The organism is Variovorax sp. V116 (genome assembly GCF_041154435.1).
In the GTDB taxonomy this organism is placed as follows: domain Bacteria; phylum Pseudomonadota; class Gammaproteobacteria; order Burkholderiales; family Burkholderiaceae_C; genus Variovorax; species Variovorax paradoxus.
This window is the reverse complement of the sequence record NZ_AP028661.1, coordinates 2,887,800-2,910,154: the sequence shown is the minus strand read 5'-3', so window position 1 is coordinate 2,910,154 and position 22,355 is coordinate 2,887,800. Positions and strand designations below refer to the sequence as shown.

The following is a 22,355-nucleotide window of genomic DNA, read 5'->3' as shown; positions in this document are numbered from 1 at the left end:
CTCACCATGGCACAGATCGGCAAGGCACCCTGCGACAACGTATTGATCCTGCATGGCGCCAAGACGCAGGAGGGCGCCTGTCCCGACGTGTCCAAGCCCTGGGTGCTGGCCGCGGCCATCGTGGGGTCGAGCATGGCCTTCATCGACGGCACGGTGGTCAACGTGGCGCTGCCGGCCATCCAGGCCGACCTGCGGGCCACGGCGTTCCAGGCGCAGTGGGTGGTCGAGTCCTATGCCTTGCTGCTGGCGGCGCTGCTGCTGGTGGGCGGCGCGCTCGGCGACCACTTCGGGCGGCGCCGCATCTTTGCGATCGGCGTGGGCATCTTCGCCCTTGCTTCCGTGGCCTGCGGGCTCTCGGGCAGCGTGCAGCAGCTGATTGCCGCGCGCGCGGTGCAGGGCATCGGCGCGGCCTTGCTGGTGCCCGGCAGCCTCGCGCTCATCAGCGCCGCATTTCCCGAGAAGGAGCGCGGCAAGGCCATCGGCGTCTGGTCGGGCTTCAGCGGCATCACGGCGGCCGCGGGACCGGTGCTCGGCGGCTTCCTGGTCGATCACTTCTCGTGGGCCTGGGCCTTCCTCATCAACGTGCCGATGGCGCTGCTGGTGCTGTGGATCGCATGGCGCCACGTGCCCGAGAGCCGCGGCTCGTCGGCCAGCGGCGGGCTCGATCTCGTGGGTGCGCTGCTGGCCACGGCCGGCCTCGGCGGCATCGTCTATGCGTTCATCGAGGCGCCCACGCAGCACTGGCGTTCGCCCGCGGTGCTGGCGGCGCTGGGCATCGGCATCGCCGCCAGCGCGGGCTTCATTGCCGTGGAGCGCCGTGCGCGCACGCCGATGCTGCCGCTCGCGCTGCTGCGCATCGGCAACTTCAGCGGCGCCAACCTGCTGACCCTGCTGCTGTATGCGGCGCTCGGCGGCGGGCTGTATTTCTTTCCGCTCAACCTGATCCAGGTGCAGGGCTACTCGGCCACGGTGGCGGGCGCGGCGCTGCTGCCGTTCATCCTCATCATGTTCGCGCTCTCGGGCTGGGCCGGGCAGCTGGTCGACCGCTTCGGCCCGCGGCTGCCGCTGGTGATCGGCCCCGCGATTGCCGCGGCGGGCTTCGCACTGTTCGCGGTGCCCGGCGTGGAAGCGAGCTACTGGCGCGGCTTCTTTCCCGCGGTGGTGGTGCTGGGCTTCGGCATGACCGTGACCGTGGCGCCGCTCACCACCACCGTGATGAACGCGGTGGGGCCGGAGCAGGCCGGCGTGGCCTCGGGCGTCAACAACGCGGTGTCGCGCGCGGCCGCGGTGCTGGCCATTGCGGTGTTCGGCGTGGTCATGGCCTGGGCTTTCGACGGCGCGCTGGCCGAAAGCCTGCACGGCATCGGCGCATCGCCCGAGGCGACGGCATTTCTCCAGGGCGAGCGCAGCAAGCTGGCCGGCGCCGCGCTGCCGCCGGGCGTCGATGCGGCCACCGCCGCGGCCCTGAAGAAGGCCGTGGCCGAATCCTTCGTCGCGGGCTTTCGCTGGGTGATGCTGCTGAGCGCGGGCCTGGCGGTGCTCAGCGCCTTGAGCGCCTGGCTGATGATCGGCGGCGGGGCGGCAAAGGACCACGGCAGCGGCGGCTGAAAAAAAGCCGCGCCGCGCCCCGGCGCCACGAGGACTATTGCCGGGGCATCAGTTCGTAGAAGTCGAACCCGTTGCTGCGCCCGCCAAGGCACACCGCCAGGGTGTCCTCGATCTTTCGCCATTGCGCGAGCCGGTTGCGCCACTTGCGCACGCTGTGCCCCTCGTCGGGAAAGCTCATGTACTCGACCGGCCGGCCGAGCTTCTGGAGCGTGGCCACCACGTCGTCCGAGTCCTGCCGCAGCACGCGTACGTCGTTGGCACCATGAATCACCAGCAACGGCGCGGTGATGCGGTCGATCTGCGAGATGGGCGAGTCCTGCAGCATGCGTGCGCGTTCCTCCGGTTTGTTCACGTCGCCGTAGAAGAGTGCGAAGTAGTGGCGGTTGCGCCAGAAGGGCGGCCAGTTCTCGATCACGCGGGGCCAGTTGGCCACGCCCACCACGTCGATGCCGCACCGGTAGTCGTGCGGCTTCTGGATCAATTGGGCGAGCACCGAGAACCCGCCGAAGCTGCCGCCCAGCACGGCCATGCGCTTGGGGTCGGCCACGCCCTGGTCGATGGCCCATTGCACGGCCTCGGCAATGTCGCGCTGAAGCCGGCCGCTGGTTTCGCGCGCGCCCGCCATCATGAAGGCGCGCCCGTAGCCGCCGGAGCCGCGGTAGTTCACGTTGAGGACGGCATAGCCTCGGTTCGCCAGCATCTGCGTGGGTGTAAAGCCGGCAGATTGCCATGAGTCGCGGCCCCAGGGGCCGCCGTGGATGTCGACCACCAGCGGCGCGGGCCCTTTTACCCCGAGCGGCCGCACGAGATAGCCATGCACGATGAGACCATCCGATGCCTTGAAGGAGAAGGGTTCCATGGGCGAGAAGAGGTCGGCCGTCGGCTCGCGCGGCGGCGTGAGGCGCGTGAGCTGGCCGCTCGTGCGGTCCAGCAGCAGTTCGACGCGTTCGTTCTCGGTGGTCGAGCGCAGCACGATGCGGCGCACGTCGTTGGCCATGCTCGCGGGCCGCGTGATGACGGGTTCGGCCTCCAGCCAGCCGCGCTCCCGGGCCGTCTTCACGGCGCCGGCCACTTCGCTGGCCAGTGCGGTGTCGAGGTAGGTGATGCGGGGACGGCCGGGTTCGGAAACATACGCCAGCGGCACTCCCTGCTGCGGCGGGAACACGCCGTAGTCAAGGTCGACCTCGGCATCTTCCGCGAGCAGCTTCTCCGTGCCGTTGGCAAGATCCACCTCGACCAGCGCAAGCTTGTCGCGCCCCACATTCGCCAATGCCCAGAGCCGCCCCGCGCCGAGGTCGATGCGCTGCGGCCAGAAGGAATCGAATGCCTTCACCGTCCGGAAGGCGCGCCAGCTGCCGTCGGGTTGGCGCAGTTCCAGAAGCCGGTCGGAGCCGTCCGCGCTTCCGAGCTGCCGCATGCGGCCCGCGAGTTCGCGCCGGGTGTCGATGAACCAGGCCAGCACGCGGCTGTCGGGCTCGCTGCGCGCAATTTCGCGCACGGTGCGCGTGCGGGCATCGCCTTCGAAAAGATCCATGCTGGAGCGGTCCCGCTGATTGTTCGCGAACAGGAAGGTGGCGCTGCCCGGCGCGCCCCATCCCAGCATGGCCGAGCGCACGCCCGGCCAGGGCGTGACGGCCCAGGGCCTGGCGCCCGGAGCCTCGGTGTCGAGCACGAAGATCTGCGTGTTCTCGTCGCCCGTGAAGTCCTTGAGGTAGGCCAGGTGGCGGCTGTCGGGCAGCCACATGTAGGTTGGCCCGGACACGAAGGGCCGCGCGAGCGTGCCGGTCGCAAAGGTGCGGGTGCTGGGGCTTTTGACCTCGGCTGCATCGGAGGTCTTGCGCACGCCAAGTCCCACATCGGTTCCGACCGCCTGCACCCATGCAAGCTGTTGTCCATCGGGCGAGAGAACATGGCCGTTGACCGCATCGATGTTCGCCACGAAACGCCGCATCGGCACGAGCGGCGGGAGCGTGTTGTCCTGCCGCGCCGACACCAGCGCGGGGTGCGTGGGGCCGGTGGCGCAGCCGGCAAGCAGTGCCGCGGCGCTGCACATGGCTGCAAGAGCGGCGTACCAACCGCTGGGGGTCCTGATGTTTCTCATGCTTTGGGGTCCCTCATGAATGTTCTGGCGTGCGGCCTTGTCCGCGCCTGGATTCTGCGGGCCGCAACCTTTGGCTTTGCCAAAGGTTCGCTCGCGCACAATGGCCGGGTGCACATCCTGCTGATCGAAGACGACCTTGAACTCGGCCGCGCCCTGCAGGCCGCGCTCAAGGTCGACGGCCTGAGCAGCGAATGGCGCCGGCGGGCAGCGGATGCGCCACGCGAACTGGACGGGAGCGCATTCGACTGCGTGCTGCTCGACCTGTCGCTGCCCGACGGCAATGGCCTTGAGCTGCTCGCACGCTGGCGGCGCGGGGGCAGCAGCCTCCCCGTCATCGTGATCACCGCCCGTTCGGCGGTGGAAGACAGGCTGGCCGGGCTCGACGGAGGCGCGGACGATTTCGTGATCAAGCCCTTCGCCACCGCCGAGCTGATTTCGCGCATTCGCGCCGTGCTGCGCCGCTCGGCGCGGCAGGCCAGCGAGGTGTGGACCCTGGGCACGCTGTCCATCGAACCGCGCCGGCACGTGGCGTCGCTGAACGGCGAGCCGCTGGAACTGTCGCCGCGCGAGTTCCGGCTGCTGCTCGAGCTGGCGCGCGAGCCGGGCGCGGTGGTTGCCAAGGGCGTGCTCGCGCAAAAGCTGGAGCCCCTGGGCGAGCCGGTGGATTTCGCCGCGGTGGAGGTGCATGTGTCCAACCTGCGGCGCAAGATCGGCGGTGCCATGGTGCACACCGTGCGCGGCGTGGGCTACATGCTCGTGCCATGAGCAGGCTGTGGCGCCCCTCGCTCGTGCAGCGTGTGTTTCTTGCGGTGCTGCTGGCCTTCGTCTTCGTGCTGCTGGCATTGCAGGCGTACATGTATATCAACTTCCGGCAGTCGTTGACCGTCGACCAGGGGTTGAGCCGGCTCGGCAGGTCGTTGACGCAGGCGATCTCGCAGCTCGATGACGAAGCGCGCGCGCGCGCCGTGATCGCCTCGGCCGAAACGATCTACAAGAGCATGCGGATCAGCGGCAACCCGGCGGGGACGCTCCGGTTCCAGCTGTCGGACCGCGGCGGAAAGCTGATTCATTCGTCGCCGGAACTGCGCAGCGAGATCCTGGCCGGGCCCTTGCGAAAGGTGGCAACGCAGCACATCGATGGCGAGCCGTACTGGGTGTACCAGGACGAAACGCCGCGCTGGTCGCTGCGCATTGCAGAGCCTGAGCGCACCTTCGTCAAGGTGCTGCCCAACAACACGCGCAGCGTGCTGCCCTATCTGCTGCTCGCCTTTCCCATTGTGCTGCTGCCAGTCTGGTTTGCGGTGAAGCACGGCTTGCGGCCGTTGCGCCGCCTGGCCGACGGCATCGGGCATCGAAAGGCATCCGATCTTTCGCCGCTGGGCGTCGATCCGCCCTATGCGGAACTCAGGCCGCTGACATCCGCAATCGAACGCATGCTGCAGCAGCTGCGCGACAAGGTAGCGCGCGAGCGTGCGTTCGTGCACGACGCCGCGCACGAACTGCGAACGCCGATGGCGGTCATTGCGGCGCAGGCGCATGCGCTGGCGGGCGCGGACAGCAGCGAGAGCCGCGGCCGTGCCCAGGCTCATCTGGAGCAGGCGATCGCGCGGGCCTCGCACCTGACGCAGCAGCTGCTCGATCTTGCGCTGCTGGACGATGCCCAGCCCGCGGTGCCGAAACGCGTCGACGTTGCGCAGCTGGCCCGCGAGGTCCTCGCACAGGCGGCGCCGCGGGCCATGGCGCGGGGCGTCGAGCTGACATTCGATGCGCCGGACAGCCTGAACGCGCCCATCGACGTACCGGCGTTCCAGTCGATATTGGAGAACCTGCTCAACAACGCGGTCCAGTATGTGCACGGCGGTGCACACGTGACCGTGACGCTTCGCACCGAAGACCCGGCAGGCTTGGTGCTCACGGTGGCCGACGACGGTCCCGGTATTCCGGCGGCCGAGCATGAGCAGGTGTTCGAGCGCTTCTATCGCGGATCGGGACACGAAGCGAGCGGTTCGGGCCTGGGCCTTGCCATCGTCAGGCAGGCTGCCGGCCGCATGGGGGGCAGGGTGGAAGTGACCGAGGGCCTTTTGAACCAGGGCGTGGGATTCCGCGTCGTACTGCCGGCGAGCCCGAAGGGTTGACAAGCACCTCGCATCGCCTGGATACTGAACCTTCAGGTTCATTATTAAAGACCCAGGAGATTCCCATGCAGAAGATCATTCCCTGCCTCTGGTTCGACGGCAACGGCGAAGACGCGCTCAAGTTCTACAGTTCGATCTTTCCGAACTCGCGCGTCACCGACCGGCTGTTCTGGGGCGACACCAATCCGAGCCTCAAGGGTTCGTTGCTGACCGCCACCTTCGAGCTCGACGGGCAGTCGTTCATGGTGCTCAACGGCGGGCCGGAGTACAAGTTCACGCCGGCCATCTCGATGCTCGTGCAGTGCGAGACACAGGCCGAAGTGGACCACTACTGGGACAGGCTGCTCGAGGGCGGCGGCCAGCCGGTGCAGTGCGGCTGGCTCACCGACCGCTACGGCGTGTCGTGGCAGGTCGTGCCCATGGCCATGATCCGGATGTTCCAGGACAAGGATTCGGCCAAGGCCGCGCGCGCAATGCGGGCGATGATGAAGATGATCAAGCTCGACCTCGCCGCGGCGCAGAAAGCCTTCGACGGCGAGTGAGCAAGCGCCGGCCCCGCGGCCCTACACCAGCCGGCGGATCGCCTTCTTGCGCCACACCAGCCGGTAGTAGGCCGTCTGCAGCAGCAGCATCGCGCCGAAGGTCACGGGGTAGGCCCACCAGATGCCGTTGAGCCCGATGCGGTGGCTCATGAACCAGGCCACGGGCACCTCGATGCCGATCAGGCACAGGATCGAGATGGCCGTGGGCACCAGCACCGAGCCGCTGGCGCGCATGATCCCCGAGATGGCCGAGGCCATGCCGAAGATCACCAGGCTCCACAGCATGATGTGCAAGAGCGTCTGCGCGATCTCGATCACCGGCGCGCTGGTGATGAAGAAGCCCATGAGGTGGCGCGAGAACAGATAGCCCAGCAGCACCAAGCCGCCCGTGAGCACCAGGTTCATCAGCAGCGCGGTCTTGGCGATGGCGCCCAGCCGGTCGGCGCGGCCCGCGCCGATGGCCTGCGCGCCAAGAATGGACGCCGTGATGGCGATCGAGATGGCCGGGAACTGCACGTAGGCCACCACCTGGTTCACCGCGCCGTAGGCCGCGGTCGCGCTGGAGCCATAGCTGTTGACCAGCGAGAGCAGCGCCACCTCGGCCAGCGCCACCACGATCATCTGCACGCCTGTGGGTATGCCCACCTTCAGCACGGCCTTCAGCAGCTTGGGGTCGATGCGCAGGTGGCGGATGAACTCCGCATCGGGCGCCAGCGGGCTGCCGCGGCGGCGCAGGCGCCAGCCCAGCCACAGCGTGGCAAGCACGAAGGCCAGCACCGAGGCCCAGGCCGCGCTCGCAACGCCCAGCTGCGGCAGGCCGCCCCAGCCGCGGATCAGCGCGGGCGTGACGACCAGGCCGGTTCCGGTGGAGATCAGCAGCGTGAGCAGCGGCGTGACCGTGTCGCCGACGCCGCGCAGCATCGCGGTGGAAAGCAGGAACACGAACAGCCCCGGCATCGCGATCAGCATGATGCGCGCATAGCGCGTGGAGTCGGCCAGCACGTCGGGCGGCGTGCCCAGGAAGGACAAGAGCGGCGTCGTGAAGGCGCCGCCGAACACGGCCACCGCCAGCCCGAGCAGGATGCCCACCGACAGCGCGGTGCCCGCGATGGCCTTGGCCTTGGCGGCATCGCGCGCGCCCCAGGCCTGGCCGATCAGCACCGAGGCGCCGGCGCCCAGGCCGATGACGAAGGCGATGAAGAAGAACATCACCGGAAAGAAGCTCGACACGGCCGCCAGCGCGCCAACGCCGATCATCTGGCCGATGTAGATGTTGTTGATGGTGCCCGACATCGACTGCAGGATGTTGCTGAGCAGCATCGGCGCCAGGAAGAAAAGGAAGGTCTTCCACAGCGCGCGCGGTGCGCCCACGGGCGCCACCGGCGTTCCGTGCAGGCCGCTCTGGCCGGTGGCTGCGTTTTCAGGACTTGCTCTCATGCGGTGGTGCTCCAGCCGGCGGCAGACAATTTTTGAAGGTGGATGCGCAGGTCCGCGGGCCAGGAGCCGATCAGCGCCTCGAAGCGTTCGCGTTCGCCCGCGAACAGCGCGCGGGTGGCTTCCTCGAAGCCGGGCAGGGCACCGGCGATCGCGGTCATGAAGCGGTAGGCGGCTTCGCGCGATGCGCGCACGGCGTCGCGGTCGGCGTTGACGCGGCTCGCTTCCTGGACCAGCCGCCGCAGTGCGACCGAGGCGCCGCCGGGCTGGCGGTTGAGCCAATCCCAGTGGCGCGGCAGCAGGGTGACTTCGCGCGCGACCACGCCGAGCTTGGGGCGGCCCACGCCGCGCGGGGCTTCCTCGGCGGTCTCGGCGCTGGCCGCATGCGCCACGGCGCCGGCCCGGTTGTGCAGGTCGAAGTCGAGCAGTTCACCGGTCTGTTCGTTGAACACCAGGTAGGGCGTGTCGTCCTTGCGCTCACGCAGTTGCGCGAGCACGTCGGCGGTGCTTCCCTGGGCGATGCATTTGAAGTCGGCAAAAACTATCAGGTTGCCGGGTGGCGTGTCGGATGGCATGTCGGGTTTCTTCGGTCGTAGCGCGTGTCGTCGCGGCAAAGCGCAAGGAGCGCAGCGTTGATTTGCGGCAGGCTTTGTGGAGCCAGCGATTTCACCGCATCGGCGCAGATCGCGTCGGCGGTCATGACGGCAGCTTGCATCAATTTTCTGCCGCCGGGGCGGATGGCTGCGTGGCGGCCGCTTCCATTCGCGCCGGCCGTGCGTTCGGCGAGGCCCGTTTTTTCGAGCAGGACCATTTTGCGAATCAACGCCGAGACCGGCAACCCGAGGGATCGCGCAAGCTCGGCCGTGGGCATGCGGCCGCCTTCGGCGCCCAGCAGCCGATGAAGCAGCGTGAAGTCTTCGTAGTCCAGGCCATGGAAGGCGCCCAGATGCTCCTGGAGCTTCAGGTTCAGGCTGGCGTGGGCACGGCCGATGTTGAGGCACAGGTCCAGCGGATCGATGCTCATGGTGCGTCGTAGCCCCGGTCGCCGTGGCATTGAAGCTCCTCGCGCCAGAGCACAAGGAGTTTTTCGAGTTCCGCGGCGCGGTCGAAGGCCGGGTCGTCGCGCTCCTTGACGCGGTCGATCACCTCGAAGCTGAAGTTCGCCGCACCGTGCGCGGCCCAGTCGCGCACCAGCGCCTTGTTGCGGTGCGAGCGCAGGCCGAGTTCGAAGCGGGCGCGGTTCATCGCTCCCTCCACATCGAGACTGCCGGCCACGTAGAGGCGGCCGCTGAGCGTGTTGCGGATGGCGAAGACGCCCGCGGGGCGGACCGTTTCCTTGTATTTCCTGGCGAGGGCGCGCCTCGTCTCCTGGGGCATGTTCATGCGCCATATATTATCCGGGTAAAACTAAAAACACAATATACCCGGGTAAAAATAAGCAGTCACCCCCCGCGCAGTCGCCGCCATCCGCGAGCGAGCCGGCGGTTGAGGGCTCGCACCACGCGCCATGGCCGGCTCTCGCGGACGAGCGTCAGCACATGGTCCTTCCAGGCTTTCCAGCGCGGATACCAGCGGGCGAACAGCGGAATGCGCATGAGCGCGGGCTCGACCAGCTGGAAGATGCGCGCCACGAAGGCGGTGCCGATCAGCTTGGCGGCGACCAGCACCGTCACGCCGCTCGCGGCATGGCCGCGGCCGAACAGGAAGAGCGCGAGCACCTTGACCGGCAGCAGCAGCAGCACCGGCAGCAGGAACGCGAGCAGCGCGCCCCACGGCGGCAGTTCGCGCAGCCGGTTTTCGAGCCGCGCCCAGAGCGGCAGCCGCGCGAGGCGGCGCACCAGCGCGGCGAGCGGCTCCCAGCCCCATTCTTCGAACAGCAGGATGGGAACGAGCAGCGCCGCGGCAAGGGCGCGCAGGAGGCGGATGAAGAAGCGCATGGCCACGGCATTGTGACCGCGGGCCGATGCGCGCTGGCTCAGGGCTGGTCGGCCAGTGTCTTGTGCACGCCGAGTTCGCGCAACGCACGCAGCTGCGTGGCCACGGCCGAGACGAAGCGCGGATTGCTCCCCAGGTCGTTGTCGAACACCGGCGCGAAGGCCGCGAACACGGCCACGCGCGCTTCGTCGGCCTGTGCCGGCGCGGACGCGGCCGCCGCGCGTTCGGCCGCAGCGCAGTGTTCGGCCAGCGCATCGGCGAGCGGGTCCTGGATCTCGTGGCGGCGGCCCAGTTCGTCGATGCCGCGCAGGTAGTGCAGCCAGGCCGCGACGGCGAGTGCAAGACGGTCGATCGGAGCACCCGCGGCCAGGCGGTCGCGCACCGTGCCCAGAAGGCGCTGCGGCAGCTTCTGCGAGCCGTCCATTGCGATCTGCGCGGTGCGGTGCGCGAGCGCCGGGTTGGCGAAGCGTTCGAGCAGGCGCCGGCGGTAGGCATCGAGGTCGAGGCCGGGCAGCGCCGGCAGCGTGGGCGCAATCTCCTCGCGCATCAGGCGGTCGAGGTAGCGGTGCAGGGCCGGCGTGGCGACGGCGCGGTCCACGGTGTCGAGCCCTGCCATCGCGCCCAGGTACGCAAGCGCCGAATGCGCGCCGTTGACCATGCGCAGCTTGAGCGTCTCGAAGGGCCGCGCGTCGGGCACGAAGCGGGCGCCGCCGGCATCCCATGCCGGGCGGCCGGCCGCGAAATCGTCTTCCACCACCCATTCGAGAAAACGTTCGCCGACCACCGGCCAGGCGTCCTCCAGCCCGAGCGCGGCGTTGACCTGCGCGCGGTCGGCGTCGGTGGTGCGCGGCACGATGCGGTCCACCATCGAGCAGGGAAAGCTGCAGTGCTCGGCGATCCAGCGTGCCAGCTGCGGATCGACGCGCTGCGCGAAGTCCAATACCAGGCCGCGCAGCAAATGGCCGTTGGACGGCAGGTTGTCGAGCGACAGCAGCGTGACCGGTGCGAGCCCGCGCAGCTGCCGCAGGCGCAGGCCCGAGACCACGAAGCCGAGCGTGCCGCGCGGCGCATCGGGGCGCGCGAGGTCGTGCAGCACGTCGGGATGGTCGGCGCGCAGCGCACCGGTGGCGGGGTCGTGGCAGTAGCCCTTTTCCGTCACGGTGAGGCTCACGATGCGGGTCGCGGGATGCGCGATGCGCGCGAGCACCGCCGCCGGGTCTTCGGGCGCGACCTGCACGCCGAGCAGGCAGCCGATGACCTGCAGCGACGCGCGCGGCGTGCCGGTCTCGTCCACGTCGCGCAGCGCGAGCGTGTAGAGGCCGTCCTGCGGCGCGAGCGCATCGCGCGTCTCGGGGCTGCGCAGCGACACGCCCGCAATGCCCCAGCGCAGGTCGCCGCTCGCGTGCAGTGCGGCTTCGTTGACGGCGGCCAGGTGACCGCGCTGGAATGCGCCGACACCCAGGTGGACGATGCCGGCCTCGAGTGCTGCGCGGTCGTAGGCGGGGCGCGCCACCGCGGGCGGCAGCGCGGCCAGCATCTCGGCATTCAGCCTGGTCATGGCGCTCACCAGTTCCACAGCGTGCCGTCGTGCTGCAGGCGGTTCACCGGCAGGTAGGCGCGCTTGTAGGGGTACTTCGCGGCCAGCGCCTCGTCGATTTCCACGCCGTGGCCGGGCACGTCGCCGGGGTAGAGCATGCCCTGGTCGAAGGTGTAGGCGTGCGGGAACACGGCGTCGGTTTCCTCGGTGTGGCGCATGTATTCCTGGATGCCGAAGTTCGGCACCCACAGGTCGAAGTGCAGCGCCGCGCCCATGCACACCGGCGACAGATCGGTGGCGCCGTGGCAGCCGGTGCGCACCTGGTAGAGCGAGGCCAGGTCGGCGATGCGGCGCAGGTGCGTGATGCCGCCGGCGTGGACCACGGTGGCGCGCACGTAGTCGATCAGCTGGTTCTCGATGAGCTCCTTGCAGTCCCAGATGGAGTTGAAGATCTCGCCCACCGCCAGCGGCGTGGTGGTGTGCTGGCGGATCAGGCGGAAGGCGTCCTGATTCTCGGCCGGCGTCGCGTCTTCCATCCAGAAAAGGTTGTAGGGCTCCAGCGCCTTGCCCAGGCGCCCGGCCTCGATCGGCGTGAGGCGGTGGTGCACGTCGTGCAGCAGGTGGTGCTCGAAGCCCAGCTTCTCGCGGATGCGCTCGAACAGCTTGGGCGTGTGGCGCAGGTACTTCTCGGTGGACCAGTCGTGCTCGGAGGGCAGGTCGGCATCGGCCGGTTCGTAGAACAGCGTGCCCTTGCCCACGCCGTAGACCTTCTCCAGCCCCGGCACGCCGCTTTGCGCGCGGATGGCCTTGTAGCCGGCGTCCGCATAGCGCAGCACCTCGTCCACCGTGTGCTCGATGTCGCTGCCGTTGGCATGGCCGTAGACCATCACGCCGGTGCGGCTCTTGCCGCCCAGCAGCTGGTACAGCGGCAGGCCGGCGGCCTTGGCCTTGATGTCCCACAAGGCGGTGTCCACGGCGGCGATGGCGGTCATGGTGACCGGGCCGCGGCGCCAGTAGGCGCCCTTGTAGAGGTACTGCCAGATGTCCTCGATCTGGTGGGCGTCGCGGCCGATCAGGCAGGGGATGACATGCTCGGTGAGGTAGGCGGCCACGGAGAGTTCGCGCCCGTTGAGCGTGGCGTCGCCGATGCCGGTCAGGCCCTCGTCGGTTTCGATCTTGAGGGTGACGAAGTTGCGGCCGGGGCTGCAGACGATGACGCGGGCGTTGGTGATTTTCATGGTTGAAGCAAGAGAGATGGCGGGGGCGGCAGCAGCGTTCGTGCGTCGTCAGCCGTTCCAGCCGAGGTGGCCGAGGAAGTCGCGCGTGCGCTCCACGGTGGGGTGCTCGAAGATCTGTGCCGGCGGGCCCTGTTCGATGATGGCGCCGGACTCGAACACCACCACCCAGTCGGCCACGCGCCGCGCAAAGCCCATTTCATGCGTGACCACGATCATGGTCATGCCCTCCTGCGCGAGCTTCTGCATCACGCTGAGCACTTCGCCCACGGTCTCGGGGTCGAGCGCGGAGGTGGGCTCGTCGAACAGCATCACTTCGGGCTCCATGGCCAGGGCGCGCGCGATGGCCACGCGCTGCTGCTGGCCACCCGAAAGGTTGGCCGGAAAGTTGCCGGCCTTGGCCGAGAGCCCGACCTTCTCGAGCAGCGCCATGGCGCGCGCCTTGGCCTCGGCCTCGCGCATGCCCAGCACGGTGATCGGGCCCATGGCCACGTTGTCGAGCGCCGACTTGTGCGGAAACAGCTCGAAGCTCTGGAACACCATGCCCATGCGCTGGCGCACCTTGCGCACCGCCGATTCCTGCGCGGGCAGCGGCACGCCGTCGATCAGCACGCGCCCGCCGTTGATGGTTTCCAGCGCGTTGGTACAGCGCAGCAGGGTCGACTTGCCCGAGCCCGAAGGGCCGATCAGGCACATCACCTCGCCCTTGTGGACCTGCAGCGAGACGCCATCGAGCGCCACGAAGTCGCCATAGAGCTTGCGCACCTCTTCGTAGACCAGCACCGGCGGCTGGTCGGCGTTCTTGCGCGCCGGGGCGCGGGCAATGTCGTTGTTCATTCCTTGACTCCATATTTGCGGTGGATCCAGTCCACCAGCTTGGCTTGCGGGTAGCCCATCAGCCAGTAGAGGACGGCCATGGCGGTGAGCATTTCCAGCACGCGGAAGGTCTGCGCGCGGATCTGCATCGCCGTGTAGGCCAGTTCGCTCACGGCGATCACGGACACCAGCGAGGTGTCCTTGAAGAGCGAGACCCAGGTGCTCGCGATCACCGGCAGGATGCGGCGGCCCGCCTGCGGAATGACTACCTTGAACATGGCCTGGCGGCGCGACATGCCCATGGCAAGCGCCGCCTCCAGCTGCCCCTTGCGGATGGAGTTGATGCCGGCGCGGAAGGTCTCGGCGTTGTAGGCCGAGATGTTGAGCACCAGCGCCACCAGCGCGGTGACGAGCGGCGACAGCTGGAAGTCCACCGCCATCGGCATCACGTAGAAGACCCAGTAGATCACCAGGATCAGCGGCAGGTTGCGGAAGAACTCCACGAAGCCGAGCGAGGCCGACTGCAGCAGCTTGTTGGACGACAGCCGCATCAGTGCCAGCACGATGCCGCCCGGCACGGCCAGCAGCATGGTCAGCACCGTGAGGCCCACGGTGAGCGCCGCGCCTTCGAGCAAGGCCTGGCGGTGCGTCCAGATCACGGACCAGTCGAAAGTCATGGGATGGCCCTCTTCATCATGAACGCCCCAGGTGCGCGACGCGGTGGTAGAGCCGGTCGATGCCGCGCGTGACCGGGAACAGGATCGCGAAGTACGCCACCATCACCGCGGTGAACACTTCCACCGGCCGGTAGCTCTGGCCCGCCACCGTTTCGGCGCGGTGCATCAGCTCGGGCACGGCAATCACGGTGGCAATGGCCGTGTCCTTGATGGCGATGGTGAGGATCGAGCCGAAAGCCGGCAGCATGCGGATGGTGGCCTGCGGCAGCAGCACCTTGCGCAGCAGCTGCGCACGCGACATGCCCAGCGCCAATGCGGCGCGCGTCTGGCCCGGCCGGATCGACTCGATGCCCGCGCGGATCACCTCGGCCGCATAGGCCGCGATGTGCAGCGTCAGCGCGATCACCGCGGCCCAGAACGGCGCGAAGGTGAAGCCCACGAGCAGCGGGAACGCGAAGTACATCCACACCAGCACCACCAGCACCGGAATGGCGCGCATCGAGTCGATGTAGAACACGAGCAGCCGGCGCAGCCAGCCGGGGCCGTACAGCCGCAGCAGCGCGATCGCCAGGCCCGCGAGGATGCTGGTGACTGCGCTGATGAGGCTCAGCGCGACCGTCACGCCCAGGCCGCTGGCGAAGAAGCGCCAGTTGTCGGCAATCGGGGAAAAGTCGAATTCCATGGAAGCTCCGCGGGAGAGGGAAGGGCGGCAGGATCAAGCGACCCCGCCCTCAGAACGTGACGAGCACCTTCATCGCGCGGTGCCGGTCCGCCGCCAGCGCGAAGGCGTCGTGCACGCGTGCCACCGGCACCGCCTCGGTCAGCAGGGGCGACACGTCCAGCAGGCCGCGGCTCAGGTAGTCCACCGCCCAGGCGTATTCGTCGACGAAGCGGAAGCTGCCGACCAGGTGCAGGCTCTTGACCATGACCTGGTTGAACGGGCAGCCCTCGCTGTTGCCGCCCAGCGTGCCCACCTGCACGATGGTGCCGCGCGGGCGCGTCGACCGGATGCAATTGGCCAGGCCGCCGTAGTGGCCCGAAACCTCGAAGCACGCATCGACCTGGCCCTTGTCCGCGGCCAATGCCTGCAGCGCATCGGGCTGCGTGGCCGCGTTGATGGTGCGCGTCGCGCCGACGCGGGTGCAGGCCGCGAGCGTCTCGTCCACGATGTCCACCGCAATCAGCTGGCTCGCGCCCGCGAGCTTCGCGGCCATGAGGATCAGTGCGCCGATCGGCCCCGCGCCCACCACCATCACTGTCTTGCCGAGCAGCGAGCCGGCCTCCTGCACCGCATGCAGTGCCACCGCCAGCGGCTCGCCGAAGGCGGCCAGCTCGAACGACAGCGTGTCGGGCACGATGAGGCACTGCGTGGCCTCCACCACCACCTGCTCGCGCATCGCGCCCTGCATGTGGGGCCAGCGGCTCGCGCTGCCGAAGAAGTGCACGTTCTCGCAGTGGTTGGAAGCGCCCGCGCGGCAGAAGCGGCAGACGCCGCAGGTGCGCGACGGGTTGAGGGCCACGCGGTCGCCCGGCTTCACCGAGCTCACCTGCGCGCCCACTTCGATGACCTGGCCCGAGGCCTCGTGCCCCGGCGTCAGCGGTGCGCGGATCACGAAGTCGCCGACGCGGCCGTGGCGGTAGTAGTGCAGGTCGGAGCCGCAGATGCCGACCGCCTTGACGGCCACGCGCACCTGGGTGGGCGCCAGCGGTTCGGCCGGGCGTTCGGCAAGGCGCAGGTCGAGCGCGCCGTGGATTTCGCAGTTCAGCATGGTGTTGTTACTTCAGGTTCTGCGTCATGCGGCGCTCTTCTTCGCTGAGCGCGGGCTGCATGCGCTGGGCCACGGCGCGCAGCCAGTCGAGGTACACCTGCTGGTCCTTCGCCACGCCCATGCCGGTCTGGATCTGGAAGATCTTGCTGTCCTGGCAGTCGTTCTCCTTGGGGAACACGGCCAGGCCCTTGACCTTCTTGCTGATGTTGGGCCACAGCATGCGGTTGAGCGGCGCCACGTCGGAGCGGCCGGCCAGCACCTCTTCGATGGGCGCGACCGAACCGGAGTTGGCCACGCCGCGCAGCTTGGCCTTCGCGAACTGCTGGCGCACCAGCGGCTCCTCGCCCGCGCCCGAGAAATACGCCATGGTGATCTCGGGCTTGTTGAAGTCTTCCAGGGTGCGCGCGCTGGTGAACTTCGGGTTGTCGGCGCGGCCGAACATGCACACCCCGGTGCTCGAGAAGGTGACGAAGTCGATGATCTTCGCGCGCTCCGCGGTCTCGTTCAGCGGCCCGATCATGATGTCCATCTGGTTGGCCGTGAGCGACGGCACCTTGGTCTCATGGCTCACCGGCACGGGCTCCACCTTCACGCCCAGCAGCTTCGCAAACTCCTTGCCCAGCGTCCACGACGGGCCCGACCACGGCTCGCCGTCGCCCGCGGTGTTCTGCGCGAGCCAGGGCGGGTTGTTGACCACGCCCACGCGCAGCACGCCGGCCTTGCGGATGGCGTCGATGCGCGGGCTCGCGCCGGGTGGCGGCGGCGTCTGCGCCAGTGCGCCGATGCAGCTGCCGGCCAGGGCGGCCGCGAGTGCTGCGCGGGCCAGCTTGCGGCCGAGGAAAGTGCGGGGGATGTGTGGCATGAAGGTCTCCGGTTTTCTGTTGGCTTGATGTGTGACTTGCTTGCTTATTTCAGTGCGCCGATCACGCGGGCCTCGTCGGCGTCGAGCTGCGCCTTGCGGGCCTTGGCGACCTGCCGCAGCCATTCGAGGTAGGCGGGCTGGTTCTTGTCGACGGCCAGGCCGACCGGCGAGGCTTTTTCGGTGCTGCCCTGGCAGTTGTTTTCCTTGGGCAGCACCGCGAGGCCCTTGACCTTGTGCTGCAGCCCGACCCACGGCACGCGGTTGATCGGTGCCGCATCGGCGCGGCGCGCCATGATTTCCTCCACCGGCGCGGTGGCGCCAGAGCTGGCCACGGCGCGCAGCCTGGCCTTGGGAAAGCGTTCCTTGACCCAGCCTTCCTCGGCGCCGCCGGTGAAGTAGGCGATCGTCACTTCGGGCCGGTTGAGGTCGTCCACTGATGCGGCCTTGGCCAGCTTGGCGTTGTCGGCACGGCCGAACATGCACACGCTGGTGGCGGAATAGACGACGAAGTCGACCACCTTCAAGCGCTCGGGCGTTTCGCCCAGCGGGCTGATGGTCATGTCGACCTGGTTCGATGCCAGCACCGGCACCTTGGTCTCGTGCGACACCGGCACCGTGCTGAGCTTGACGCCGAGCAGGCGGGCGTACTCCTTGGCCAGCAGCCAGGCCGGGCCGCTCCAGGGCTCGCCGTTGCCGGTGGTGTTCTCGATCAGCCAAGGCGCGTTCTGCAGCACGCCGACGCGCAGTTCGCCGGCCTTGCGGATGGCGTCGATGCGCGGGCTCGCGCCGGGCGCGGGCGGTTCCTGCGCCTGGACGGCGCCGAAGCTGCCGGCGAGCAGCAGTGCGGCCAGGCCGCGGGCGAGTTTGGGCTTCATGGTTCGTGTCTCCGTCTTTTTTTGAAAGGATGAAGCGCGCCGGGGCAGCCGCGCGCGGGGCAGGGCGCCTAGCGCCAGCTCTGGGCGAACTCGCCGATCACGCGTTCCAGGTGCGCCCGCATGGCCAGCCGCGCGGCCTCGGCATCGCCCGAGACGATCGCGGCAAAGATGCGCTGGTGGTCGTCCTGCGACTGGAGGCGAAGTGCGGGCGAATGGAAGTGCTGCTCGATCTGCGTCCAGATCGGGCCCTTGGCCTGGTCCCAGAGATTCGTCACCGTCTGCAGCAGCACGCTGTTGCCGGTGGATTCGGCAATGTGCAGGTGGTACATGCAGTCGGCCGCCTCGTTGGCTTCCTTGTCGTGCATCTGCTCGCGCATGGTGGCGAGCGCGCCGAACATCTTGTCGAGGTCGGCGTCCTTGCGCGTGGTGGCCGCCAGCGAGGCGATCTCGGACTCGATCAGGCAGCGCGCGCGCAGCAGCTCGAAGGGGCCGGCGCCGGTTTCCTGCACCACCGGCAGCCGCGTGGGCGCGTCCTGCGGCTGGCAGATGTAGATGCCCGAGCCGCCGCGCACCTCGACCACGCCCTGCAGCTCCAGCGCAATGATGGCCTCGCGCACCGAGGTGCGGCTGACGTCGAAGCGCTCGGCCAGCGCCCGCTCGGAGGGCAGCCGCTGGCCGACCAGAAACTCACCCTGTTTGACCAATTCATGGATATTGGCAGCCAGGCGCTGGTACGGCTTCTCCATTGGAGGTTGGCCGATTTTCGACATCGCTTCGGAGGACGGGTGAATGAGCTTGAGGGCCATGGCGGATCAAAGTGGTTAGACCACATTTTGCGTGGCATACCAATTAGACCCATAGTGGTTTACCACTAGCAATGGCGTTTGCGCGGGCGCCGCGGCGCCTGGGGCGGCCGCACCCTATGGCAAACTTCCGCGCTTTATCCGCAAGGCGTCCGAACGGCGTCGCCAGTTCCAGGGATCCCCTCCGACATGCAAAAAATCATTCGCCAGCTCGCCGCCGAGATCAAGGTAGGCGAGCACCAGGTGAAGGCGGCCATCGAACTGCTCGATGGCGGTGCCACGGTTCCGTTCATTGCCCGCTACCGCAAGGAAGTGACCGACGGCCTCGACGACATCCAGCTGCGCGAACTCGAGGCGCGCCTTTCGTACCTGCGCGAACTCGAAGACCGCCGCGCCGCGGTGTTGAAGAGCATCGACGAGCAGGGCAAGCTCACGCCCGAGCTGCGCGCCGCCATCGAATTCGCGCCGACCAAGCAGGAGCTCGAGGACCTGTACCTGCCGTTCAAGCAGAAGCGCCGCACCAAGGGCCAGATCGCGCGCGAGTTCGGCATCGAGCCGCTCGCCGACAAGCTGTTGGCCGATCCCACGCTCGACCCCGCCGTGGAAGCCAAGGCCTTCCTGCAGCCCGCCACCACGCTCGACGATGGCAAGCCGGGCCCTGATTTCTCGACCGTTCCCGCCGTGCTCGACGGCGTGCGCGACATCCTCTCCGAACGCTGGGCCGAGGATGCAGCGCTGGTGCAGAGCCTGCGCGAATGGCTCTGGAACGAAGGCCTGCTCAAGTCCACGCTGATGGCCGGCAAGGACGAGAACAACGCCGATGTCGCCAAGTTCCGCGACTACTTCGACTACGACGAGCCCATCGGCCGCGTGCCTTCGCACCGCGCACTGGCGGTGTTCCGCGGCCGCGCGCTCGACATCCTCGACGCCAAGCTGGTGCTGCCGGTGGAGCCCGAGCCGGGCAAGCCCAGCGTCGCCGAAGGCCGCATCGCGCTGCACCTGGGCTGGAGCCATGCCGGCCGCGCGGCCGACGACCTGCTGCGCAAGTGCGTGGCCTGGACCTGGCGCGTGAAGCTCGCGCTTTCCACCGAGCGCGACCTGTTCACCCGCCTGCGCGAAGAGGCCGAGAAGGTGGCGATCAAGGTGTTTGCCGACAACCTGCGCGACCTGCTGCTGGCCGCACCGGCCGGCCCGCGCGTCGTGATGGGGCTGGACCCCGGCATCCGCACCGGCGTGAAGGTGGCCGTGGTCGATGCCACCGGCAAGCTGGTCGAGACCGCCACCGTGTTCCCGCACGAGCCGCGCAAGGATTGGGAAGGCTCGCTGCACACGCTCGGCAAGCTGTGCGCCAAGCACGGCGTGAACCTGATCGCGATCGGCAACGGCACCGCCAGCCGCGAGACCGACAAGCTCGCCGCCGACCTGATCAAGCTGCTCGCCAAGATGGCCGCGCAGGCCGGCGCACCCGAGATGACGGTCGACAAGGTGGTGGTCAGCGAGGCCGGTGCTTCCGTCTATTCGGCCAGCGAATTCGCCTCGCAGGAAATGCCCGACGTGGACGTGAGCCTGCGCGGCGCCGCCAGCATTGCGCGCCGCCTGCAGGACCCGCTGGCCGAGCTCGTGAAGATCGACCCCAAGAGCATCGGCGTGGGCCAGTACCAGCACGACGTGAACCAGAGCGAACTCGCGCGCACGCTGCAGGCGGTGGTGGAAGACTGCGTGAACTCGGTGGGCGTGGACCTCAACACCGCGAGCGTGCCGCTGCTGAGCCGCGTCTCGGGCCTGTCGGCCAGCGTGGCCAAGGCGGTGGTGCGCTGGCGGGAAGCCAACGGCGCGTTCTCCACGCGCAAGCAGCTGCTCGACGTGAGCGGCTTCGGCCCCAAGGCCTTCGAGCAGAGCGCGGGCTTTTTGCGCATCCGCGGCGGCGCCGACCCGCTCGACGTGACCGGCGTGCACCCCGAGACCTATCCGCTGGTCGAGCAGATCATCGTCAAGACCGGCAAGCCCATTGCCGAGCTGATGGGCCGCGCCGAGATGCTCAAGACCCTGAAGCCCGAGCTGTTCGCGAACGAGAAGTTCGGCGTCATCACGGTCAAGGACATCCTCGGCGAACTCGAGAAGCCCGGCCGCGACCCGCGCCCGGACTTCAAGGTGGCGCGCTTCAACGACGGCGTGGACGACATCAAGGACCTGGTCGAGGGCATGATCCTCGAAGGCACCGTGAGCAACGTGGCGCAGTTCGGCGCCTTCATCGACCTGGGCGTGCACCAGGACGGCCTGGTGCACGTGAGCCAGCTGAGCCACAAGTTCGTGAACGACGCGCGCGAGGTCGTCAAGACCGGCGACATCGTCAAGGTGAAGGTGATGGAAGTGGACGTGGCGCGCAAGCGCATCGGCCTGTCGATGAAGCTCGACGCCGCCCCCGCGCGCCGCGACGGCCCGCGCGACAACCGTTTCGAAGGCGCAGGCCGCGGCCAGCAGCAGGGCCCGCGCCGGGACAACTCGCCGCAGCCCGCGGGACAGATGGCGAGTGCGTTTGCCAAGCTGCAGGGGTTGCGCAAGTAGTATTCATTGAGAGCGTCATCTCGTAGCGAACGGGGCGATCAAGTTGCCGAGCAAGTCAGAAACCGGGCCGAGGGAGTGAGTGCAATGAGCCGCCAGCCAGTCCCAATCACGAAGGTGCGCGTCATCGATCGTCCGAATGCCTGTCCGAGCGGGCAATCGAAAGAAGGCGCTCAACCCGAAGGCGAAGAGGCCACTGCGGCCACTCCCTCGATCAAGGAGTTGCTGCTTTTCGCGCCTGCGCGTAGCGAGCTCCTCGTTCTGCGGAGAGGTGAAGCACGCAGGCGGGGTGTTGCGCCGGATCAATGAGAGAAGTCCGGATGCCTTCTTTGCACATGGATGTCATTTCCGAGCAAAGGGTGGCATGAAAGCCCTGCGCATCTACGCCGGCCCCGCCGCCCGCAAGCACATCGAACAGCACGGCCTGCGCCCGCAGGACGTGCGTACCATTCCCGGCGCAGCGGGTGGCCCCAAGGGCCTGATCCTTGGGCCGCTCGACCGCTTCATCTTCGGGCGATGGCTCATGCAGTCGAGCCAGCCGGTGCACCTGGTGGGCGCGTCGATCGGCGCATGGCGGTTGGCCACGGCCTGCCTCGCGGAGCCGCAGAAAGCCTTTGCGCGTTTCGAGCACGACTACGTGCGCCAGCAGTTCGAGGTGCCGCCGGGGCAGAAGCGCCTGAGCCCGCAGCAGCTCAGCGCACGCTTTGCCGACAGCCTGGCTGACTTCTACGGCGGACGCATCGGTGAGGTGCTGCACCACTCGCGCTACCGGCTCCACGTGGTGACTTCGCGCGGCCGCCACATCCTCGGGCGCGAGGGCAGGGCGCGCACGCCGGTCGGCTACCTGGGCGCCTTTGCCACCAACAGCCTGCATCGCAAGGGGTTGGGCGCATGGCTGGAGCGCTGCGTGTTTTCCACGCCCGGCGCGGCCTTGCCTTTCGGCACGAAAGATTTCCGCACGCGACAGCACGCGCTCAGCGAAGAGAACTTCAACCTGGTGCTGCAGGCCTCGTGCTCCATTCCGTTTCTTCTGGCCGCGGTGCACGACATTCCCGGCGCGCCGCGCGGTGCGTACTGGGACGGCGGCATCACCGACTACCACCTGCACCTGGACTACCAGCCGGCCGACGAAGGCATCGTGCTGTACCCGCATTTCCAGCGCGCGGTGGTGCCGGGCTGGCTCGACAAGGGCCTGCGCTGGCGCCACAGGTCCACCAGCTTTCTGGACCGCATGGTGGTGCTCGCGCCCGATGCCGATTGGGTGCGCTCGCTGCCCAACGGCAAGCTGCCCGACCGCAAGGACTTCATCCACTTTGCGAACGACGCGCAGGCGCGCATCAGCGCATGGAGCCGTGCCACGCGAGAGGCCGAGCGGCTGTCGGACGAGTTCGAAGCCTGGCTCGCAACCGGCGGTCGCACGCGCGACATCCTGCCGCTCTGAACAGGCCCCGCCGGGGCAAACCC

Annotated in this window: 21 protein-coding genes; 6 read left to right on the top strand and 15 right to left on the bottom strand. The window is 68.4% G+C overall.

Annotated elements, in window-relative coordinates:
• Positions 1-6 precede the first annotated feature (6 nt).
• Positions 7-1,608: an MFS transporter gene (locus ACAM58_RS13920; protein WP_369663027.1), complete on the top strand. Its 1,602-nt coding sequence runs from the start codon at positions 7-9 to the stop codon at positions 1,606-1,608.
• 34 nt (positions 1,609-1,642) lie between these two features.
• On the opposite strand, the gene ACAM58_RS13915 is transcribed toward ACAM58_RS13920, so the two are convergent.
• On the bottom strand, positions 1,643-3,709 hold the full coding sequence (locus tag ACAM58_RS13915) for a prolyl oligopeptidase family serine peptidase (RefSeq protein ID WP_369663026.1): 2,067 nt from the start codon (positions 3,707-3,709) through the stop codon (positions 1,643-1,645).
• 108 nt (positions 3,710-3,817) lie between these two features.
• On the opposite strand from ACAM58_RS13915, the gene ACAM58_RS13910 reads away from it, so the two are divergent.
• The 3 genes from ACAM58_RS13910 to ACAM58_RS13900 all read left to right on the top strand — a co-directional run bounded on the left by ACAM58_RS13910 (position 3,818) and on the right by ACAM58_RS13900 (position 6,386).
• Positions 3,818-4,474, top strand: coding sequence for a response regulator transcription factor (locus tag ACAM58_RS13910; protein WP_026283990.1), 657 nt, complete (start codon positions 3,818-3,820; stop codon positions 4,472-4,474).
• 44 nt (positions 4,475-4,518) lie between these two features.
• Positions 4,519-5,844 (top strand): sensor histidine kinase, encoded by a 1,326-nt coding sequence (locus tag ACAM58_RS13905; protein ID WP_369663025.1) that lies wholly within the window; start codon positions 4,519-4,521, stop codon positions 5,842-5,844.
• 65 nt (positions 5,845-5,909) lie between these two features.
• On the top strand, positions 5,910-6,386 hold the full coding sequence (locus ACAM58_RS13900; RefSeq protein ID WP_012747992.1) for a VOC family protein: 477 nt from the start codon (positions 5,910-5,912) through the stop codon (positions 6,384-6,386).
• A 21-nt stretch (positions 6,387-6,407) separates the two neighbouring features.
• Here ACAM58_RS13900 and ACAM58_RS13895 read toward each other — a convergent pair whose 3' ends face one another.
• The 14 genes from ACAM58_RS13895 to ACAM58_RS13830 form a co-directional block, all read right to left on the bottom strand.
• Positions 6,408-7,823, bottom strand: coding sequence for an MATE family efflux transporter (locus ACAM58_RS13895; protein WP_018904458.1), 1,416 nt, complete (start codon positions 7,821-7,823; stop codon positions 6,408-6,410).
• Complete coding sequence (locus ACAM58_RS13890; protein WP_027729609.1) at positions 7,820-8,395, bottom strand: DUF2239 family protein; 576 nt, start codon at positions 8,393-8,395, stop codon at positions 7,820-7,822. Before ACAM58_RS13890 ends, ACAM58_RS13895 begins: the two co-directional genes overlap by 4 nt.
• Entirely contained in the window at positions 8,365-8,844 is a 480-nt protein-coding gene (locus ACAM58_RS13885) for an AsnC family transcriptional regulator (protein ID WP_369663024.1), read from the bottom strand. The genes ACAM58_RS13890 and ACAM58_RS13885 overlap by 31 nt, the downstream gene beginning before the upstream one ends.
• Positions 8,841-9,203, bottom strand: a complete 363-nt coding sequence (locus ACAM58_RS13880) for a GIY-YIG nuclease family protein (RefSeq protein WP_012747988.1) — start codon at positions 9,201-9,203, stop codon at positions 8,841-8,843. Before ACAM58_RS13880 ends, ACAM58_RS13885 begins: the two co-directional genes overlap by 4 nt.
• Positions 9,204-9,262: 59 nt before the next feature.
• Complete coding sequence (locus ACAM58_RS13875) at positions 9,263-9,757, bottom strand: hypothetical protein (RefSeq protein ID WP_038107168.1); 495 nt, start codon at positions 9,755-9,757, stop codon at positions 9,263-9,265.
• Positions 9,758-9,795: 38 nt separating this feature from the next.
• Positions 9,796-11,313 carry a mannitol dehydrogenase family protein gene (locus ACAM58_RS13870; RefSeq protein WP_369663023.1) on the bottom strand — a complete coding sequence of 506 codons (1,518 nt, stop codon included), beginning with the start codon at positions 11,311-11,313 and terminating at the stop codon, positions 9,796-9,798.
• Positions 11,314-11,318: 5 nt separating this feature from the next.
• On the bottom strand, positions 11,319-12,530 hold the full coding sequence (manD, locus tag ACAM58_RS13865; protein WP_307592802.1) for a D-mannonate dehydratase ManD: 1,212 nt from the start codon (positions 12,528-12,530) through the stop codon (positions 11,319-11,321).
• Positions 12,531-12,578: 48 nt separating this feature from the next.
• Entirely contained in the window at positions 12,579-13,364 is a 786-nt protein-coding gene (locus ACAM58_RS13860; RefSeq protein ID WP_018904452.1) for an amino acid ABC transporter ATP-binding protein, read from the bottom strand.
• Positions 13,361-14,020, bottom strand: coding sequence for an amino acid ABC transporter permease (locus ACAM58_RS13855; RefSeq protein ID WP_012747983.1), 660 nt, complete (start codon positions 14,018-14,020; stop codon positions 13,361-13,363). The genes ACAM58_RS13860 and ACAM58_RS13855 overlap by 4 nt, the downstream gene beginning before the upstream one ends.
• 16 nt (positions 14,021-14,036) lie before the next feature.
• On the bottom strand, positions 14,037-14,702 hold the full coding sequence (locus ACAM58_RS13850; protein WP_012747982.1) for an amino acid ABC transporter permease: 666 nt from the start codon (positions 14,700-14,702) through the stop codon (positions 14,037-14,039).
• A gap of 49 nt (positions 14,703-14,751) precedes the next feature.
• On the bottom strand, positions 14,752-15,789 hold the full coding sequence (locus ACAM58_RS13845) for an L-idonate 5-dehydrogenase (protein ID WP_018904451.1): 1,038 nt from the start codon (positions 15,787-15,789) through the stop codon (positions 14,752-14,754).
• A 7-nt stretch (positions 15,790-15,796) separates the two neighbouring features.
• Positions 15,797-16,651, bottom strand: a complete 855-nt coding sequence (locus ACAM58_RS13840; RefSeq protein WP_012747980.1) for an ABC transporter substrate-binding protein — start codon at positions 16,649-16,651, stop codon at positions 15,797-15,799.
• 44 nt (positions 16,652-16,695) lie between these two features.
• Complete coding sequence (locus ACAM58_RS13835) at positions 16,696-17,526, bottom strand: ABC transporter substrate-binding protein (RefSeq protein ID WP_018904449.1); 831 nt, start codon at positions 17,524-17,526, stop codon at positions 16,696-16,698.
• Between the two features lie 68 nt (positions 17,527-17,594).
• On the bottom strand, positions 17,595-18,332 hold the full coding sequence (locus ACAM58_RS13830; protein ID WP_369663022.1) for a FadR/GntR family transcriptional regulator: 738 nt from the start codon (positions 18,330-18,332) through the stop codon (positions 17,595-17,597).
• 186 nt (positions 18,333-18,518) lie between these two features.
• On the opposite strand from ACAM58_RS13830, the gene ACAM58_RS13825 reads away from it, so the two are divergent.
• Both ACAM58_RS13825 and ACAM58_RS13820 read left to right on the top strand, forming a co-directional pair.
• Positions 18,519-20,894: a Tex family protein gene (locus ACAM58_RS13825; protein WP_369663021.1), complete on the top strand. Its 2,376-nt coding sequence runs from the start codon at positions 18,519-18,521 to the stop codon at positions 20,892-20,894.
• A gap of 361 nt (positions 20,895-21,255) precedes the next feature.
• Entirely contained in the window at positions 21,256-22,332 is a 1,077-nt protein-coding gene (locus ACAM58_RS13820; RefSeq protein ID WP_369663020.1) for a phospholipase, read from the top strand.
• Positions 22,333-22,355 lie beyond the last annotated feature (23 nt).

Coding starts and splice junctions, on each gene's coding strand:
- ACAM58_RS13890 (WP_027729609.1), bottom strand. CDS start 8,395: ATGCCATCCGACACGCCACCCGGCAACCTGATAGTTTTTGCCGACTTC.
- ACAM58_RS13915 (WP_369663026.1), bottom strand. CDS start 3,709: ATGAGAAACATCAGGACCCCCAGCGGTTGGTACGCCGCTCTTGCAGCC.
- ACAM58_RS13845 (WP_018904451.1), bottom strand. CDS start 15,789: ATGCTGAACTGCGAAATCCACGGCGCGCTCGACCTGCGCCTTGCCGAA.
- ACAM58_RS13920 (WP_369663027.1), top strand. CDS start 7: ATGGCACAGATCGGCAAGGCACCCTGCGACAACGTATTGATCCTGCAT.
- ACAM58_RS13840 (WP_012747980.1), bottom strand. CDS start 16,651: ATGCCACACATCCCCCGCACTTTCCTCGGCCGCAAGCTGGCCCGCGCA.
- ACAM58_RS13895 (WP_018904458.1), bottom strand. CDS start 7,823: ATGAGAGCAAGTCCTGAAAACGCAGCCACCGGCCAGAGCGGCCTGCAC.
- ACAM58_RS13885 (WP_369663024.1), bottom strand. CDS start 8,844: ATGAGCATCGATCCGCTGGACCTGTGCCTCAACATCGGCCGTGCCCAC.
- ACAM58_RS13875 (WP_038107168.1), bottom strand. CDS start 9,757: ATGCGCTTCTTCATCCGCCTCCTGCGCGCCCTTGCCGCGGCGCTGCTC.
- ACAM58_RS13855 (WP_012747983.1), bottom strand. CDS start 14,020: ATGACTTTCGACTGGTCCGTGATCTGGACGCACCGCCAGGCCTTGCTC.
- ACAM58_RS13835 (WP_018904449.1), bottom strand. CDS start 17,526: ATGAAGCCCAAACTCGCCCGCGGCCTGGCCGCACTGCTGCTCGCCGGC.
- ACAM58_RS13850 (WP_012747982.1), bottom strand. CDS start 14,702: ATGGAATTCGACTTTTCCCCGATTGCCGACAACTGGCGCTTCTTCGCC.
- ACAM58_RS13820 (WP_369663020.1), top strand. CDS start 21,256: ATGAAAGCCCTGCGCATCTACGCCGGCCCCGCCGCCCGCAAGCACATC.
- ACAM58_RS13830 (WP_369663022.1), bottom strand. CDS start 18,332: ATGGCCCTCAAGCTCATTCACCCGTCCTCCGAAGCGATGTCGAAAATC.
- ACAM58_RS13860 (WP_018904452.1), bottom strand. CDS start 13,364: ATGAACAACGACATTGCCCGCGCCCCGGCGCGCAAGAACGCCGACCAG.
- ACAM58_RS13900 (WP_012747992.1), top strand. CDS start 5,910: ATGCAGAAGATCATTCCCTGCCTCTGGTTCGACGGCAACGGCGAAGAC.
- ACAM58_RS13870 (WP_369663023.1), bottom strand. CDS start 11,313: ATGACCAGGCTGAATGCCGAGATGCTGGCCGCGCTGCCGCCCGCGGTG.
- ACAM58_RS13825 (WP_369663021.1), top strand. CDS start 18,519: ATGCAAAAAATCATTCGCCAGCTCGCCGCCGAGATCAAGGTAGGCGAG.
- manD (WP_307592802.1), bottom strand. CDS start 12,530: ATGAAAATCACCAACGCCCGCGTCATCGTCTGCAGCCCCGGCCGCAAC.
- ACAM58_RS13880 (WP_012747988.1), bottom strand. CDS start 9,203: ATGAACATGCCCCAGGAGACGAGGCGCGCCCTCGCCAGGAAATACAAG.